Here is a 16749-nt window from a genome sequence, read left to right on the forward strand (position 1 = left end):
TTGCAAGAATTTCTCGCGTCAGGGCTTGGTCGATTTCCCGCAATGTTGCAAGAATTTCTCGCGTCAGGGCTTGGTCGATTTCCCGCAATGGCTTGTCGACGGTCTGCAGCACATCCCTGATAAATGCTTCGTTAGCTTTGGAAGCCGCTCTCTTGGAAAGATCGCTCACGGCCATAAAGGAGATCAGCAGCAACCCTGCAACGATGATGATAAACACGGGCAAGTAGGATAGCAGCAGCCGATAAAACCAATTTCTGTACAACCGGATTCCCCCTTGTACGATGAAAGACTTTCCCAGAGCAGCGGCGGCTCACGGAACTGCTCGGCTATTTAATGACGCCGGCCGCTCTTGCTTGTTCCGCATATGAATCGAGAAGAGCTTTGCCGCCCAATTCATTCATGATCTTATCGAGCGTCGTTTTCCACTGTTCCGGCGGCAATTCGCCCAAGGCGATTTTGGCCATCGTTTCATTCTCAAGCTTAGACTGCGCCGGAAGATCGACACCTTGGGGCGGTGCTACATTCGTTCCAATACTCGTCGAGATCGGGTAGCTTCTGAGTTTCTTGATGGTCTCTCTGTCTTTATCCGTTTCTCTTGGATCGATGACTTCCAAACCAATCGTTTGCGCTTCATCCTGATTGAACACTTGATAGATCCCAAGCCAGTTTCCTTTGTCCTCGATATCCCTCTTTACATTCTCGGGCAGGATCGTGATTACATTTCCTTTGCGGGTGTAATGAACGCCTTCTTTACCGTAATGCGTCAACAAGTAGCCTTCTTCGCTCGACAAATAATCGATGATTTGGAAAGCCTTCTGTACCTTAGCCGGATTTTGGGCAGCCGTTTTCGTAACCATGAATCCGGAGCCAGGAAGGTTATCTTGCCAGAACGGAATCCCTTCATTCGGGTTAAATGCCGTCCAGGTCGCTTTCGGATTAATTTCCTTGCTGCGGCTTGCTCCCGAAGTCGGAACGCTCTCCAACCCGAACTTCCCGCTTGCATCACGGATTATGCCAACTTTCCCCTGCACGGCTTTATCGATGTGCGCGGTCCCTTTTTGCAGGAACCAGTCCGGATCTACGGAACCGTCTTTGATCATCTTGTTGATATCCCGCAGAACGGCTTCCGTCCGCGGATCCATCTGATAATGAACAAGTTTGTTGTCCTTCGTATAGAGCACGCCTTCGATCCCATTTGCCGCAAATTGCGGCCATTCGACCCCCGTCCCGTTTCCGCCGGCCGCTACGGAAAATCCGTACGTATCGTTCTTTCCGTTGCCATCCGGATCGTTGAATGTAAACGCATGCGCTACTTTCATGAACTCATCCAGATTGGTCGGAACCTTCAAGCTGAGTTTATTCAGCCAATCCTGACGGATGTAATAGGATACGAGCGTTCTTTTCACGACAGGAATCGGAATCCGCTGAATTTCCGGCTTCGATTTGTCCATTGAATAACGTTTAAATACGACTTCCGGTGTCGTCCATTTAAAATAATTCGGCATTTTCTCCGGACTGACAAATTCGTTTATATCCGCCAGTACCCCGTTCTTTTTGTAATCGAGTCCTGGTGTGCCCCCGCTGATAATAATGTCAGGCGAATCGTTCGATGCGAGGCGAACATTAAGCTTGTTGTACCGATCTGTGCCCTCTACCATATTGTAAGTCAATTTCAGCGTTACGTTAAACTTCTTTTCGATCGCCTGCTTAACGAAATCTTCGCTCTCAGGTGGGAGTGCGCTGTTCGCGTTCGGGTTGTAGCTGTAAATTTCAATGGTTTCCCGTTTTCCGCTGTCGGTTGCTGCAGGGGTTGCCGTAGCGGTATCATTGCCCCGCGGCTGCGGCGTATCGGTATTTTTCTTCGTGCTGCAAGCGGAAACTGCGCCCGTGGCAAGAATCAGCGTCATAATCAGCGCAGATTTAACCATTTTTTTCATTCGGAATGCCCCCTATTGTTCGTCGATTAGCCTTTAACGGCACCTAAAAGCATGCCCTGTGTCAAATATTTTTGCAGAAACGGATAGACCAGCATAATCGGGATGGTGGAGACGATCACGAGCGCCATCTTGAACGTCTCGCCCGGGACTTCGGCCATCAGCTGCGGACTCATCAACTGAAGATCGCTGGCCATAGTCGAACCAACCAGCATATTGCGAAGAACGACTTGCAGCGGCATCAGATCCGGATTGTTGATATACATAATAGCGTTGAAAAAGTCGTTCCAGTGCGATACCCCATAAAACAGTCCCAACGTTGCAATAACCGGCTTAGACAGCGGTAAAATGATCGAGAACAGCAATTGAATTTCGCCGACTCCATCGATTCTCGCCGAATCGATCAATTCTTCCGGGAAATTCTCGAAGAAGGTTTTCATGATGAATAAATAAAACGTCGAGATCAGCCCGGGAACGATCAAAGCGCCAAGTGTGTCAATAAGGCCGGTAGCATGAACCACCAGATAGGTTGGGATCAAGCCGCCGCTAAACAAAAGGGTGAACACCAGAAACATAAGTATAGTGCTGCGAAACGGCAGGCTCTTCGTCGCTAACGGATAAGCCATCAGCATCGTAAATAGCAAATTAGCCAATGTTCCGAGGACGGTGACCGTAATGGTGACTTGAAGCGCCTTTGGGACAAGCGGACTAGAAAATACGGCTTTATAGGCCTGAAAGTTTACCTCGTGGGGAAATACGTTGAATCCGCCGTTCCTGGCTACCTCCGACATGGGTGTAATCGATACGATGAATACATACACAAGCGGAAACAATGCGGAAAAGGCGACAAGCCCCAGCAGCAAGTAAATCCCCATATTCCCTATTCTCGTACTTAAAGATTTGTCAGTTGTCATTTGATGTCTCTCACCTCCTCACGCTACCAGATCCCCGTTTGTCCGAATTTTTTGGCTATCTTATTGGTTACAAATATCAAGATCAACCCGACAAAGGATTTAAACAACCCTACAGCTGTCGCATAGCTGTACTGCATCTGCTCCAATCCTCTTCTAAATACCCAAGTGTCGATAATATCCGCCGTCTTGTAAACGAGCGAATTGTACAACACATAGATTTGGCTAAAGCCCGCATCAAGAATATGACCCACTTTCAAAATCATAAGCAAGACGAACACATTCCGGATGCCAGGCACCGTGATATGCCACATTCGCCGCCATCTGCCCGCACCGTCCATCGTCGCCGCTTCGTATAAATGCGGATCGACACCAGCAATTGCGGCCAAATATATAATGGAGCCAAATCCGACGTCCTTCCATATTTCGGAGGAAACCAGAACGCTTCTGAACCAATCGTTCGATGTTAAGAAGCTAATCGGCTTTAATCCCCACTCTTTTAAGATATCATTGATGAGCCCTGTGCTTGGAGATAGGAACATCAGCAAGATCCCATAAATGATTACCCAGGATAAAAAATAGGGGAAATAGACAATCGTTTGTACAGCCTTCTTATACCAGCGAACACGCACCTCATTTAGCAGCAGGGCAAGAAAAAGTTCCGGAATTGTGCCGAAAATGATCTTGTAGCCGCTGATCACAAGCGTATTGCGCAGCAGACTAACGAAGTCGCGATTGCTGAACACTTCTTTGAAATGGGCCAACCCTACCCACGAGCTGTGCCACAAGCCATCCATAATCCTATAGTCCTTAAAGGCAATAACCAGCCCAAACATGGGAATATACTTGTATACAATGTAATAAACCAAGCTGGGCAGCATCATGACATACAACCACCTATGTCGGTACAACCTTCTGCCGAGTACAGTATTCATTCTTTAGTCCCTTTCCCGAACCCTCTTTTGTACGATCCAAGGATCTGGGTTCTCTCTCCCTTGTTTTCAATACGCGCTGCCAGCTAGCGCTTGTTTGCCAAGATGATTCCTCCTCGCTGCATTTTACCTTTACGATTCCAGCTTCATCATTTCAGCATCCGGCACGATGAGCGATCGAGTGGCCATCCCTTTCGCATCGCCGATTGACTGTAGGCTTACTATAATCCGAACCGCAAAAATACGTCAATAAACTGTTTCCCAGTCACAAACCGAATGGCGAAAATGCCTCGATGCATCGTATAAATGCGGAAATAACAAGAAAAACGGCGTGTTTTGGAGAAGGATATACGTTAACGCGGAGAGGTGCGGGGTATTTTTGATCTTGGATGAGATGCCGCCTGCGGCCTTCACATGATTTCAAAGGCGATCACATTCTCGCGAAGGAGACTCCGTTAGCCGTTCCTTGCTCCTCCAAATTACAAGCATGCGAAAGAACCCGCGGAAAAACGCAGGCTTACATAGGCTACTCAGCGCTTAAAACAAAAAACAAGCCCCTACTAGCATAAGCTGGCTAGGGCTTGTTCATGGATTGGAACGTCCTACTCTCCCAGGGGTTCTCCTGTAAATGATGGTGGTGTGGTAACTTCCATTTTACACGAATCCATTCATGGGCTTCTTTGTGTTTAGCTGTCGCACTTCATATTACAATCCGTCATAACTTTTTTTCCCTCCCGTGTCTCAACCTATGGGAGCATTATAAGTTGTTTTCGTATAAGAGAGTGATTTCACAAAATCTAACTACCAAAGAATCAGACATTATGGACATATTATTTTCACTTATAAAACTAGGGCCTGATGATTTAAAAAGAACTAAGGCCATTCTCAATGAGATCTTCTCATAAAGTTATGCGAACCCTTCACAAAAACAGAAAAAGAGATGCAATGCTGCACCTCTTTACTTTGACCTGTGCCCTTTATGATGGGACATGTTGGACATAGTAATAATTTTACTCTCGCGATCGTCCCTTATTGAACCCATCAAACTGTTATGCTTCAAGGCACATTGACCAAACCGAACGATATCCAACCTAAACAGTTATTTATCATCCTTCTTCATTTTTTCTATAGCAATCGATTTTTTATAGTTAAAGCTTGCATCATTAAACGGATTAACAGTTAGTGGTCTGGACGAAAGTCTGATAGCATTAAACGCTATGTAAAAATCATCCTCAGTTAACTGGTTCCTCGAAGTGGCAACAGCCTCGTATGTAGCTATTTCAAACAATTTCATCAAAACGCGTAGATTTCCACGTGATGCGTAATATAACTTTTCGGCCATATGTGGATCGGAAAGATTTGATCTTTTCTCAAAAGGGAGTTCCTCATCCACAGCTTTCAAGAAAGATCGAAAGTCTTTGTCAAATGTAAAAGGCTTTAACCGTAGCCGATTCATAAACCTATTGTCCAATTGGATATTAACTTTAAAGATTTTTCCGATTCAGGAACACCACAAAGGATTATAGGTATCTTTAAAGTGTTCACAAGGCCCTTAATCCAGTCTGCCACCTTTTGAATTACACGTTTCGTGTCACTATCGATAATATGTTGGAATTCATCAAGGATAAGCATCTGGACTCCACACTTTTCAAAGTAATTTAGAATCCTGCCTCTTCCGAGTATTATCATTCTGGTTCAAAAATAAAATTGTGGCCAACTGTGCACTTTTGTTAATAAACGATAGCTGCTTTCTAAGTCTGTACCCTCGCTTCCACATGTATCTCATAACTCAAAAAATATGACAAGGCATTATCCTACCTAATGAATCGATGACCAATTTTAAACCCCAGCCTCAATGCCGCGTGAGTTGTTGAATCAACACGAAAAAAAGCCCAACCATTTTGATGGTGGGCATAAACGTTATTATGCATAAATATACAAATAAGTGCATGTCGAGATAGATGTGTAATCTTGAAACAATTTCTACAACTTATTATGAAACATTTATAACTTTTGATGAAAAATCACAGAGCCCGGGGCTCCCACCCCGGGCTCTATTTTACGAACAGCGGCTATAGCCGCAGTTGGTGCAGTTCTTGCATCCCTCGGAGTTGACGAGGGAGGCGCTGCCGCACGACGGGCACAGGTCGAGCGACGAGCTGTCGGAGACGACGGCGTACGTGAACGTTGGCTTCTCGGCAGTAGCCGTCACCTCTTGCGTAGCGGTGACGTACTCATCGGCATCGTCCTCGCCGATGTGCGTTTCGAGCGCCTTCGCGACTGCGTCAGCGATCGACTCGACGCGATTCGGGCCGAAGCCGATAGCGCCTGAGCCGCCAATACCTTTCAGATGCTTGATTAGCAGCTGCGCCTTGTTGCCATGATCGCCGTAGCGGAGGAACAAGGAGATGACACGGCCGAGCGCTTCGGACATCGCGAATACGTCGGAACCGGCCTTGCCCACATTCAGGAATATTTCACTCGGGCTGTCGTTCATATCGTTGATCGTAATATACGCCATACCGAACGGTGTATTGAATTTATAGGTAGCGCCCTTCAAGATTTGCGGACGGCGCTTGTATTGCTTGTCGAACACTTGCTGTGTCTTCGGATCGATCGTCACGGCGAGTGTACTGGACAACTCGGCCAATTCGGTCTGAGCAGCCTGAGTTGCTTTCCCATCATCAGCAACATCGCTCGCTTCAACTGCTGGGGCCACCTTAGCCGGCTCTTCCTTCTTCTCGTCCTTAGCGGTAGAGAGCACTTGCACATCACGGCTGCCATCACGGTAGATCGTTACACCCTTACAGCCAAGGTCGAATGCCAGCTCATACAACTCTTTCGTCTCTTCGACGGTGAAGTCATGCGGAGCATTAGCCGTCTTCGAGATCGAGCTATCGACCCACTTCTGAATGGCGGCCTGTACGCGGATATGATCTTTCGCCGATAAGCTCATGGAAGTGACGAAGTAGTCCGGCAAGTCCTGATTCGGGTTCTTGTCTTTCCAATCCTGTGCGATCGGCACGTATTGTTTGTCGAAGCCAAGACGGCTCTGACGGAAATATTCAAAGGCGAAGTACGGTTCAATACCAGTGGACGTTCCAACCATCGTCCCCGTGCTGCCTGTTGGCGCTTGAGTGATGACGGTCACGTTGCGAATGCCTTTCTTCACGATCGCGGAACCGACTTCCGGATAGGAGGCGACGATCTGCTTCATGAAACCGCTCTGTAGAAACTTGTCACGGTCATAGTGCTTGAAGGAGCCCTTCTCACCCGCGATATCCGCWGAGGACAAGTACGCTTCGCGAGCCATGAACCCATATAATTTGTCCAGGAACACAAGCGACTCAGCGCTACCGTAGCGAATTTCCAGCTTGATCATCAACTCGGCCAGTCCCATCGTGCCCAAGCCTACGCGGCGTTCGCCCTGCTGATTGATCTGATTCTCTTCGAAATGATAAGGAGTTTTGTCGATGACATTATCCAGGAAACGTACCGAGTAGCGAACGGTTTTCCCTAGATCATCCCAGTCCACATCATGCTTCTTCTCATCGTAAAACTTGGACAGATTAACGGCCGACAAGTTGCAGACACCCCAAGCCGGAAGCCCCTGCTCCCCGCACGGATTCGTGCAGATGATCGGATTGAAGTACCAGCTGTTGGACATTTGATTGTAATATTCCATGAAGACGACGCCCGGCTCTGCTGATTTCCAAGCGGATTCGATGATCGTATGCCATACTTCACGTGCTTTAACGGTGCGGTATATGCGAACGTTCTTGCCAGCTTCACGCCATTTAGTCAGATCGCCATCCCAAGTGTCATTGTAGGTAGGATCTGTTGTGTCCGGGAATACGAGATCCCAATCGAGATCTTCCTTAACAGCTTTCATAAAACCGTTGCTCACGCATACGGATAAGTTAGCGTTCGTAATTTGCCCCATGGTCGATTTGACCGTAATAAAGTCAACGAGATCCGGATGCCAGTCGTTAATCATGAGCATCAGCGCTCCACGACGGCTGCCGCCTTGTTCGATCAGTCCGGTCGTGTAGCTGAACAGTCCACCCCATGATACAGCACCGCTGGATGAGCCGTTCACGCCCTTCACAACGGAGCGGCGAGGACGCAGAGACGACAGGTTGATACCAACACCGCCGCCGCGAGACATGATCTCGGTCATCTCGGACAACGTGCTCATAATACCGCCTCTGCTGTCATGAGGAGAAGGGATTACGTAGCAGTTGAACAGGGTAAGCTCATCACTAGCACCTGCTCCCGCAGCAATCCGGCCCCCTGGAACGAGCTTCCAGTCGTCTAGAATGTAATTGAATTTATCTTTCCATTCCTTTTGCTTTTCGGGTGTAGCTTCAACCGATGCCATAGCAGTAGCCAATCGGTCCCACATTTGCTCAGGTGTATGTTCAACGTTCAACGTCAGTTTCTCTATGGTGGACTCGAACAATTCTCCGTTCCGCAGCTTGATCGTCACTTGGCGGCCTTGCCGCGCGATAACTTCACCTACGTCCTTGCTCGGAAATTTCGGGTCGTCTTTGGTCAGTACAAGAACGGTATCGCCAACCTTGGTATGCTCCGTATCGGCATCTTTCATGGCGTACCGGTCCAAAAATATTTTCTCGCTCAAGCCTTCCAACCGCTTTGCTTGTACAGTTTCCAAAGAAAAAACCTCCTAAAAAATATAGTTCTTTCGACATGTTTGCCAAACTTTTAGTAATATGATATGTAGAATGGATCTGAAAATGTGTCGGCCTCACCACAATATATAGTGTGCGAAAATCATTATACAATACAATATGTTGTGTATCTAGTGAAGCAGATGCGATTATCAGGAAGAATTCGGAAGTAGAATCTCGTTCTCTCGTTATTTCTCTATCAATCTCTGTTTCTTATAATTTTTTCTCGGCTCAAGCCTGCCGCAATCATCCGAAAACCCAGTGTACTATCTGCTCCTTACTTTGTCCAATCCATTGTTTGTCATCCAGGGAAAGGGTTGTAAATGTGTTTTGACATCGTGTTCGACGCTTGCTACTATTATCAAATCAACGAAAACGAGGTGCCGGAATTGAAGCTGCTGTTAGCCAACAACCGTATCATTTCAAGAGATGAAGCGACCATTTCATATGTCGACCGGGGATACGTATTCGGAGATGGCATCTATGAAGTATTCCGGGTTTACAACGGTAAGATGTTCGAAAGTGAGCCGCATTATCGCAGGCTGGAGCGAAGTTTGAATGAGATTAGACTGCAGTTGCCCTATTCCATCGAGCAGTTAGACATGTATTTGCTGCAACTTATAAACGAAGAGCGGCTTGTCGAAGGAACGGTTTACATACAAATCACCCGCGGTGTTGCACCACGGACGCATGCTTTTCCGCTTCGGACAGAACCTGTCATAACCGCCTTCTGTTCCGAGTTGACGAGGCCTTATGAGACTATGTCCCGTGGGATTGCAGTCGTGACAAGACCGGACATTCGCTGGCTTCGCTGTGATATTAAGACACTCAATCTGCTGCCCAACGTGATGGCCAAGCAAGACGCCCTGGATCACGGGGCAGATGATGTCATCTTCCATCGGGACGGGACGGTGACGGAAAGCAGTTCATCTAATGTACTTATGGTTCGCGGCGGCACCATCTACACACATCCGGCTAACCATCTGATTCTCCATGGCATTACCCGCCTGGTCCTGATCGAACTCGCTCAACAGCTCGGTATCCCCTTCCTGGAGCAGAAGTTCACACTTGAAGAACTGACCTCGGCAGATGAAGTGTTCATTGCCAGCACGTCAGCAGAGATTACGCCAGTCGTCTCGATAGACGGCTCATCTGTAGGGACCGGCCAGTCTGGGCCGATCGTACAAGCGTTGCAGGAAGCATTCCAGCAGCGAATTGATGCGTTGGCTTAGTGAGGTGACTGCACATACTGAGAATAACGGAAAGGATTTCCACTATTGCTCTGCTCCATCCGATGCTGTGTGATTTATTTTGATTTAACGGAAAAAAGTTCCCCTAATTCGAGCCACTCACTTGCGTTTGATGAAATAACGGAAAAAGGTTCCGTTATAAAATAGAACCTGAGGCGATTACCGCTTCAGGTTCCATTCGTCTTGCCCATACTTCTCGCGTGCCAACCGGTCTGCGAGCTCCTGCTCGTAGGGTGTTAGCTCGCTCTCGGTCAGCGTGATGCCCAGCCCTTCGGCGATGCCGGCCTGGAAGGCCGCCTCTGCCTGCGCCAGGGTTACTGGCGGCAGCCCAATCTCGCGGCATACATCGCCAATGGCAACGGCCTTGCGCGCGAATGAATCCATCATGCGCTGCTTGATCTTATCGCTGGAGAAGCGAAGAAGCGAGAACAGCTGCTCGATATCGAGCTCAAGTAAGATCGAGCCATGCTGCAGCACGACGCCCTTCTGGCGGGTCTGCGCGCTGCCTGCAACCTTGCGTCCTTCTACGACAAGCTCGTACCAGGACGGCGAGTCGAAGCAAGCTGCTGATCCAGCGGTCGAATACTTCGTCTTCTCTTCTTCTGACGCAAGGCTGACCATCTCCGCACGCAACYCCAGTCGGCGGAAGCCAAGCACAAGTCCTTCACTCAGAACGCGATAAGCTTCGTTAACTGTGGTGGGCATGCCCGGATAGTCTTCGGACACAATGATGCTGTAGGTCAGCTCCTTGTCATGGAGCACAGCGCGTCCCCCGGTTGCGCGACGAACGAAGCCAATCCCGCTCCGTTCCACTTCGGCGAAGTCTACTTCATTGTCTGCTTTCTGAAAGTAGCCAATGGATAAGGTCGGTGGGTTCCAGCCGTAGAAACGAACAGTCGGCGGAACGAGCCCTTCACTGTGAGCGGTCAAGATTGCTTCATCGATTGCCATATTTTCCGCTGGAGAGCGTAAGCCTGTATGAATGAATCGCCATGTGGGTGTCACAAGGTGTCCCTCCCGATAGTCTGGTATTATTCCGATACGACGGAAGTCATGTAGATTTGCAGATTGCCATTCCTACATGGTACACCTTTTCACCTGGCAATACAAAGAGACTGCATATCATTCGACTACGCTACCTCAACTTCTAAGGGACAGTCGCTGCTCCGGCTTCCAATACAATAGCGCCGCCTTAAAGTGGTGTACATAGACTACTTTTCCATCCACCGTACTGGTGTAGCGAAGCAGGATGTTCATCGCCTCGGTCCGATCAAAGTCCGGGGTCAGGATGCCGTTCAAATTTTGCTCAATAAACTGCTGCTCACTCGCATAGGTGTATGTTCTTTGCAGATCGATAATCTTACAGTTTACGTCAATGCCAAGGCCATACAACAGGTTGGTCAGATGGATATAATCGCGACGTGAAAACTTGATGCGGTATCCCAACTCCTGATGAATATCCCAATAATGCGGCTTCTTCGGTCCACTCGTCATCCCGATCATCGCCAATCGTCTGGCCCCATTATTAAGATTGATCCGAGCTTGATCAATATCCTGCATCCGGTAATAGCAATTGACCCCGAACACGACATCCGCCAACTCATCACCCGGCATCTCTTCCCACTTGGCGTGAACATAGCTCATGTTGGTGAGGCCCATCTCAGAAGCGCCTCTTTCCAGGAATCGCAAGACGCTGCCTGTCGTTAGGCGCCCACACCGCCGCTTCGAGCAGCGCAGAGATTTTCTCTGTTTCTACTTCTTGAGCCTTGCAGCTTCTTACCGCTCTACGGTTTCGCAATATTTGCTGGATCGACATTTACTTGATCTCCTTGTTATAGAGCTCGCAAGCATTCAACCAATTCTGGATCATCCCCGGATTGGAGGCAAAATGAACATGCGGGTAGCCTGCGACCAAGTTTCCGACTGCATATCCTTCTGGTTTGGTACCTGCACGCCCTTGGGACTCAAAAGCCGGAGCAAGTCGCAGCTGTTCACCAGGCTGGAATGTCGAGTAATGAAACTCATGCCCTCTGGCGATGTCCCCGGTTCCAAGCAGGAAGTTACCGTCCATCCCGGTCACTTCTCGATAGCCTAATGCCGCGAACTTCGTCTGCATCACGACTTGGCCTTGGATCAGACCGACCATGGGATAACGGTTGCCTTGCGTATCTTCAATCGAATCCGTCAAGAACATGAAACCGCCGCATTCTGCCAGAGTGGGCAGTCCTTGTTCTATCCGTTGCTTGAACGATTCCTTAACCACGGTCAGCTCAGCTAATCGCCCAGCGAACTCCTCGGGAAAGCCACCGCCGATATAGAGGCCGTCTGCATCAGCAGGAACACGCTCGCCTGCCAATGGGGAGAAGAAGACTAGCTCTGCCCCTGCCTGCTCGAGCAACTCCAGATTTTCCGGGTAATAGAAATGAAAAGCGGCGTCCTTGGCTACAGCCAGGCGTATACCGCGCTTCGAAGTCGGCTGATCCGTGAAAAGCGGCGATTCATTCAGAAGACGCAGCGGAAGTGAAAGCGGCGGACTTTCAGCGATTTCCAGAAGCCGATCCAAGTCGATATGCTCGGCTACTTGCTCCCCTAGCCGTGTGAAGAAGGGTTCGAGCTCCCCCCTACCGATAGAGGGAACGAGTCCGAGATGACGCTCAGGAATACCGAGCTGCATGTCCCGCTTCAAGTGCCCAATGACGGGAACGCCGCATTCCTGCTCAATCGCGTCCTTCACCAGCTTGTAATGACTTTCACTTCCCGCTTTGTTGGCGATAATGCCACCGATCCGTACGCCAGGGGAGAACGACTGGAAGCCTTTCACTATGGCAGCTGTGCTGCGGGCCATACTCTGGACATTGAGCACCAGAAGAACGGGAGCCTCTACAATTTCACTTATATGCGCCGTACTCCCCTCGTTAGAGAGCGAGCTTCGACCATCGAACAACCCCATAACCCCTTCTATGATGGAAATGTCCGCCCCTTTACTGCCTCGATTGAATACTTCCCGAACACAATCTTCGTTCATCATCCAACTGTCCAGGTTACGGGATGGCCTTGACGTTACGGCTGTATGGTAGGTGGGATCGATATAATCCGGTCCACACTTGAAGCCTTGCACGACTAGCCCTCGCTTGCGCAAGGCGGACATGATGCCGATAGTTAGCGTTGTTTTGCCTACACTGCTTCCTGTTCCAGCTATGATCAACCTGCGTTGAATTGCTTCTTGGTTTTGCTTATTCATGTTGAACGACTCCTACGGAAATTGTCACGTTTCCTGATTTTTTCTTGACCAGACTGAGGCTTTCGAGTGCGCCAAGCGAAATAATGATGATAAGTCCTTGGTACTGCGGGAACAGGGCAGGGAACGGCAGCCGCGCACTTCCTTCGAACAGCTGAACCGAGCGCTCCGCTTCGTCCCCTCTGCCGAACTTGCTCATATATTAGACATCTACCGCTTGGCCCAAGCTCCCCTGCAGCGTTCTCGCCATTTCTACGCCATGCTTCGTAATCGCCACGACGGCATAAGTTCCGCTTACGCGGATTGTCGGAATCTCCCCTTCTTGCAGCGACAACATCATGACTTGATCCCTCGGCGGTAGCGGTGTGTGAACGCCTTGTCGTACAGCTTGGAACGATACTCATCCTTGTGATGAATATTCGGATCAAGCGCCCACCCGGCAAGAATCATCGCGTGGGAACGAATGTCCTTCTCCCGCATGTCGGCTTCCATAAGCGGCAGGCGCTTTTCACAATCCCGACCGTAGTATCCGGGGAACGATACTTGAGCAATATTTTTTGCGTCTCCACGATTTGACGGGTTCTCCGTGTACACACCAGCGTCGCCACTTGAGATAACCGCTACTTTTTTACCAGCCTTAGCCTGACGAACGGCTTCCTGTGCGCGGCTCACTTCTTCAGTCATACCGGTGCGAACGACAAGCTGATCCGTTAGTAGCTCTGCAATGATGTCGACGTAAGTGCTATAGCCGATGATTAGCAATTTGCCTTTAATACCCCATGCCTCCCTTACACTGAAAAAAACATAAAAAAAGCATTTCCAACATGGTGAATGTTAGAAATGCTTGGATCTCGACATGAAAAGTAGTTTCCACGAAAAAACAGAAAACACCAATATGACGAACTAGCCTATCTCTAACACTCCCTAATTCCACGTAGGGTCGTAGTGCTGTTGAAATAGGCAGGTCTCCTGACTTGGATTCATTCTCGACGCCTTCCCAGATCTACTGATCCAGTGGCGATTGACGAGAAATGCCTTGTTATAAAGGCAGTCTTTACAGTGGCGGGTCCGTGCCGGCATTACACCGGTCTTCCCTTTTAACCAGACTATTGCGAGTCCGGCACCTATTCCCTTGCATATGCAATTGTACTTGCTATCTTACCACTGCATTTTTAAGAAGTCTAATAGATTGTTAGATTCATCGATGTTCATTCAACAGGACATTTCGATAATCACTTGGATTCATGCCAACCATTCGTTTGAAAATTTTATTGAAATGCCGGTAATTTTCCAGACCGACCAGCTCAGCGATTTCGTGTGTCCGAAAATTTGTAGTTGTAATTAGTAGCTTGGCTTTGTTGATCCGCAGCTCCATGATATATTGAGTAAACGTTCGACCAGTCGCTTTTTTGAACATGGCGCTGAAATATGGTGCGCTGTAGCCAGCTTGTGCGGCCACTGATTCCATACGATAAGACTTGCTAACATCAGCTTTCAGTTGCTGAATGACATACTCCATGACGTCGTTCGGGTGACTGGGCACATGATCACTGATTGGCATGTGCTCAGCATAGACGTGCCCCTCTAGCTTAGGTATAAGCTTCTTTAGCGTTTCGGCAAGCAACGTATCTTGTGCCATGCAGTCTTCCTTCAACAAATACGACGATGCACCCAGATCGATCGCCTTCTGCGCGAGGTGAAAGTCACTATGGCAACTTAAAATGACCATAATCGGCATCTCCTGTTCCAGCTTGGTCAGCTCAACCATCATCTCGATTCCACCCATAACCGGCATCGTCAGATCCGTGACCAGAAAGTGGGGTTTGTGCTCTTTACACAACAGCAACCCTTTTTCCCCGTTCGTCGCCTCCCCCACAACATGGAACAGACCGTATTTCTCGGTGATCATCTGCTTATACACTTCGCGAGCCGGCTTCTCGTCTTCGACAATGATCACTTTATATGGTGCCATATTATGAAGTATCCTTTCTTTCGTAGTCCAGTCTACCGTTAGGAATGAAGATAGAGACAACCGCTCCGTTCCCCATGTTATGAATTTGAAAGTCCGCTTGCTCGCCATAAAGCAGTCTAACCCGCTCCCATACGTTTTTCACGCCGATGCTCTCACCCGGCAGACCTTGTATCAAATTAGTATAAAGCGCTTTCAGCCGATCCGGATCAAATCCTATGCCATTATCTTCAACTTGCAGCAGGACTTTTTCTTCCGAAACCTGGATAGCCCGAACGGTTATTAATCCTTCATCGTCTTCCTTGGCCAAAATACCGTGGAACAGTGAGTTTTCGATCAAAGGCTGTAAAAGCAATTTTGGAATGAGCATTTCGTTTAGACGCTCTTCTATCTCTAATTTCAGGAAAATACGACGATCGTACCGCAGCTGAATTATGCTCACATAATCGGTTAAATAACTCAACTCCCGGGAAAGCGGAACGAGTTGTTCGTAGTTTTCCATTGAATATCGCAGGATCGAGATCAGACTGCGCATCATCGACTTGATTTTTTTATAATTCCTAAGCGTGGCGTAGACGCTGATCGTGTTCAAGGTGTTGTACATCATGTGCGGGTTAATTTGTGACTGCAGCACGCGGATTTCATTACGTCGCTTCATTTCCTCGGATTTCTGTAAATCCTCCACAAGCAATTGCAGTCGGGAAGCCATCTTGTTCAACATTACACCTAAATCGCCGATTTCGTTGTTTGGATACTTCTTGTCTTGCGTGGTGAAATCTCCCTTCTGGATAAGCTGCATATGACGTCTGAGTCGTTGCAGAGGGCTATATAGGCTGTATCCTATTGCCAACGAAACGATCAGACCTAGCAGCATCAACACGAATAGTGCGATCAAGGCGGATTTTGTAATAAAATGCGTGCTCTCCGACAAACGAGTATCGGGAATTTCCGAGACGATGATCCATTCGTGGAACTCTTTCGATTGTTTCACGGATACAAGCGACTGCCCAATCGTAAACGGATCGCTTCGTCCCCTTTGCTGCCARCTGTCCAGAAGCTGCCCGATATGTTTGGTCAGGACAAAGGGATCTTCACTGCTGGTCGAGGCGATCACTTTCCTGTCCGGGGAAAGGATATAGATCGCGCCTTCCGGTCCCAAATCGATGTTCTGAATCGTTTGCTTGAGCGCATTGTTCGACAGGGTAATGATGATAACGCCTTTATAGCCGGTTCTATTGGAATACGGTACTTTCCGCATGAAAAAGCTGTTGTTTTGCAAAAAGGAATCTTCGGCATTCTGGTCAACTACCAATAAAAAAGGTTTGTTCGATTGCTCGAATCGTTCGATCAGTTCAGCGTAACGCGATTGTTTCAGCGGAACAATCGGGTCGAGTGAAGTGACCACTTCGCCGGACTCGACCGAATAGACTCCGATATCGTCGATGTCCCCGATTGCCGTTTTGCCCGTATCCAATACCCGCTGCAGCTCCTGATTCTGTATGACATAATTGAAAAAGTCCTTTTGTGAATCCATTAAATTAATGATACTTGGCGATATCCCGTATTGGAAGCTAACTTGCTGCATGCGCGACATCGTGATATCGATACGCTCCATGGTTTGGTTCACTACCTGCGAATTAAGCATCTTAACTTTGTCTATGACCGCTTGATTGGAGAGGGTTATAGACACATAAGCGAAAATAAGAAGGGGAACGACAGAAACGAGAAACAAAATAAAAATCACTTTAACAAAAAAACTTCTTCGTAAAAAGCTTAAAAACGACGCTCGCATCGTGTCATCGCCGCCTTTCAGCTTCATTATAC

General features: G+C 48.4%; 16 protein-coding genes, 2 pseudogenes and 1 riboswitch. Of the genes and pseudogenes, 1 reads left to right on the plus strand and 17 read right to left on the minus strand.

What is annotated here, in order from left to right; genetic code table 11:
* The 7 genes from AC1DWB_RS17620 to AC1DWB_RS17650 all read right to left on the minus strand — a co-directional run.
* Window positions 1–262: hypothetical protein (locus tag AC1DWB_RS17620; protein WP_477542391.1), on the minus strand; the 262-nt coding region annotated here is incomplete at its 3' end.
* 64 nt (window positions 263–326) lie between these two features.
* On the minus strand, window positions 327–1937 hold the full coding sequence (locus AC1DWB_RS17625) for a type 2 periplasmic-binding domain-containing protein (protein ID WP_477542392.1): 1611 nt from the start codon (window positions 1935–1937) through the stop codon (window positions 327–329).
* A gap of 26 nt (window positions 1938–1963) precedes the next feature.
* Entirely contained in the window at window positions 1964–2848 is an 885-nt protein-coding gene (locus tag AC1DWB_RS17630; RefSeq protein WP_477542393.1) for a carbohydrate ABC transporter permease, read from the minus strand.
* Window positions 2849–2871: 23 nt separating this feature from the next.
* The gene (locus AC1DWB_RS17635; protein ID WP_477542394.1) at window positions 2872–3780 is read right to left on the minus strand and encodes an ABC transporter permease; all 909 of its coding nucleotides are present in this window, start codon (window positions 3778–3780) and stop codon (window positions 2872–2874) included.
* A gap of 1096 nt (window positions 3781–4876) precedes the next feature.
* Window positions 4877–5233 (minus strand): hypothetical protein, encoded by a 357-nt coding sequence (locus tag AC1DWB_RS17640; RefSeq protein ID WP_477542434.1) that lies wholly within the window; start codon window positions 5231–5233, stop codon window positions 4877–4879.
* A complete protein-coding gene (locus tag AC1DWB_RS17645; RefSeq protein ID WP_477542395.1) occupies window positions 5230–5466 on the minus strand; it encodes a TniB family NTP-binding protein in 237 nt (78 codons plus the stop codon). The genes AC1DWB_RS17640 and AC1DWB_RS17645 overlap by 4 nt, the downstream gene beginning before the upstream one ends.
* A gap of 370 nt (window positions 5467–5836) precedes the next feature.
* A complete protein-coding gene (locus AC1DWB_RS17650; RefSeq protein ID WP_477542430.1) occupies window positions 5837–8386 on the minus strand; it encodes an adenosylcobalamin-dependent ribonucleoside-diphosphate reductase in 2550 nt (849 codons plus the stop codon).
* A 471-nt stretch (window positions 8387–8857) separates the two neighbouring features.
* Here AC1DWB_RS17650 and dat point away from each other — a divergent pair, with 471 nt between their 5' ends.
* Window positions 8858–9700, plus strand: coding sequence for a D-amino-acid transaminase (gene dat, locus AC1DWB_RS17655; protein ID WP_477542431.1), 843 nt, complete (start codon window positions 8858–8860; stop codon window positions 9698–9700).
* A 177-nt stretch (window positions 9701–9877) separates the two neighbouring features.
* Here the strand turns inward: dat and AC1DWB_RS17660 are convergent, their stop codons facing one another.
* The 10 genes and pseudogenes from AC1DWB_RS17660 to AC1DWB_RS17705 all read right to left on the minus strand — a co-directional run bounded on the left by AC1DWB_RS17660 (window position 9878) and on the right by AC1DWB_RS17705 (window position 16744).
* The gene (locus AC1DWB_RS17660; protein ID WP_477542432.1) at window positions 9878–10669 is read right to left on the minus strand and encodes a lipoate--protein ligase family protein; all 792 of its coding nucleotides are present in this window, start codon (window positions 10667–10669) and stop codon (window positions 9878–9880) included.
* A gap of 189 nt (window positions 10670–10858) precedes the next feature.
* On the minus strand, window positions 10859–11377 hold the full coding sequence (locus AC1DWB_RS17665; RefSeq protein WP_477542396.1) for a hypothetical protein: 519 nt from the start codon (window positions 11375–11377) through the stop codon (window positions 10859–10861).
* Between the two features lies 1 nt (window position 11378).
* Window positions 11379–11534 carry a nitroreductase family protein gene (locus AC1DWB_RS17670; RefSeq protein ID WP_477542397.1) on the minus strand — a complete coding sequence of 52 codons (156 nt, stop codon included), beginning with the start codon at window positions 11532–11534 and terminating at the stop codon, window positions 11379–11381.
* A complete protein-coding gene (locus AC1DWB_RS17675) occupies window positions 11535–12959 on the minus strand; it encodes a cobyrinate a,c-diamide synthase (protein WP_477542398.1) in 1425 nt (474 codons plus the stop codon). It abuts the gene before it with no gap.
* Entirely contained in the window at window positions 12952–13155 is a 204-nt protein-coding gene (locus AC1DWB_RS17680) for a hypothetical protein (protein ID WP_477542399.1), read from the minus strand. Before AC1DWB_RS17680 ends, AC1DWB_RS17675 begins: the two co-directional genes overlap by 8 nt.
* A gap of 3 nt (window positions 13156–13158) precedes the next feature.
* Complete coding sequence (locus AC1DWB_RS17685; protein WP_477542400.1) at window positions 13159–13296, minus strand: hypothetical protein; 138 nt, start codon at window positions 13294–13296, stop codon at window positions 13159–13161.
* Window positions 13293–13442, minus strand: a pseudogene (locus AC1DWB_RS17690) (precorrin-4 C(11)-methyltransferase); the annotation flags it as partial. The gene AC1DWB_RS17685 and the pseudogene AC1DWB_RS17690, both read right to left, overlap by 4 nt.
* Before the next feature lie 8 nt (window positions 13443–13450).
* Window positions 13451–13715, minus strand: a pseudogene (locus AC1DWB_RS17695) (hypothetical protein); the annotation flags it as partial.
* Window positions 13716–13898: 183 nt separating this feature from the next.
* Window positions 13899–14099: riboswitch (cobalamin riboswitch) on the minus strand.
* 55 nt (window positions 14100–14154) lie between these two features.
* The gene (locus AC1DWB_RS17700) at window positions 14155–14928 is read right to left on the minus strand and encodes a response regulator transcription factor (protein ID WP_477542401.1); all 774 of its coding nucleotides are present in this window, start codon (window positions 14926–14928) and stop codon (window positions 14155–14157) included.
* Window position 14929: 1 nt separating this feature from the next.
* Window positions 14930–16744, minus strand: a complete 1815-nt coding sequence (locus AC1DWB_RS17705; RefSeq protein ID WP_477542402.1) for a sensor histidine kinase — start codon at window positions 16742–16744, stop codon at window positions 14930–14932.
* Window positions 16745–16749 lie beyond the last annotated feature (5 nt).

The organism is Paenibacillus sp. P4_E11, assembly GCF_056401635.1.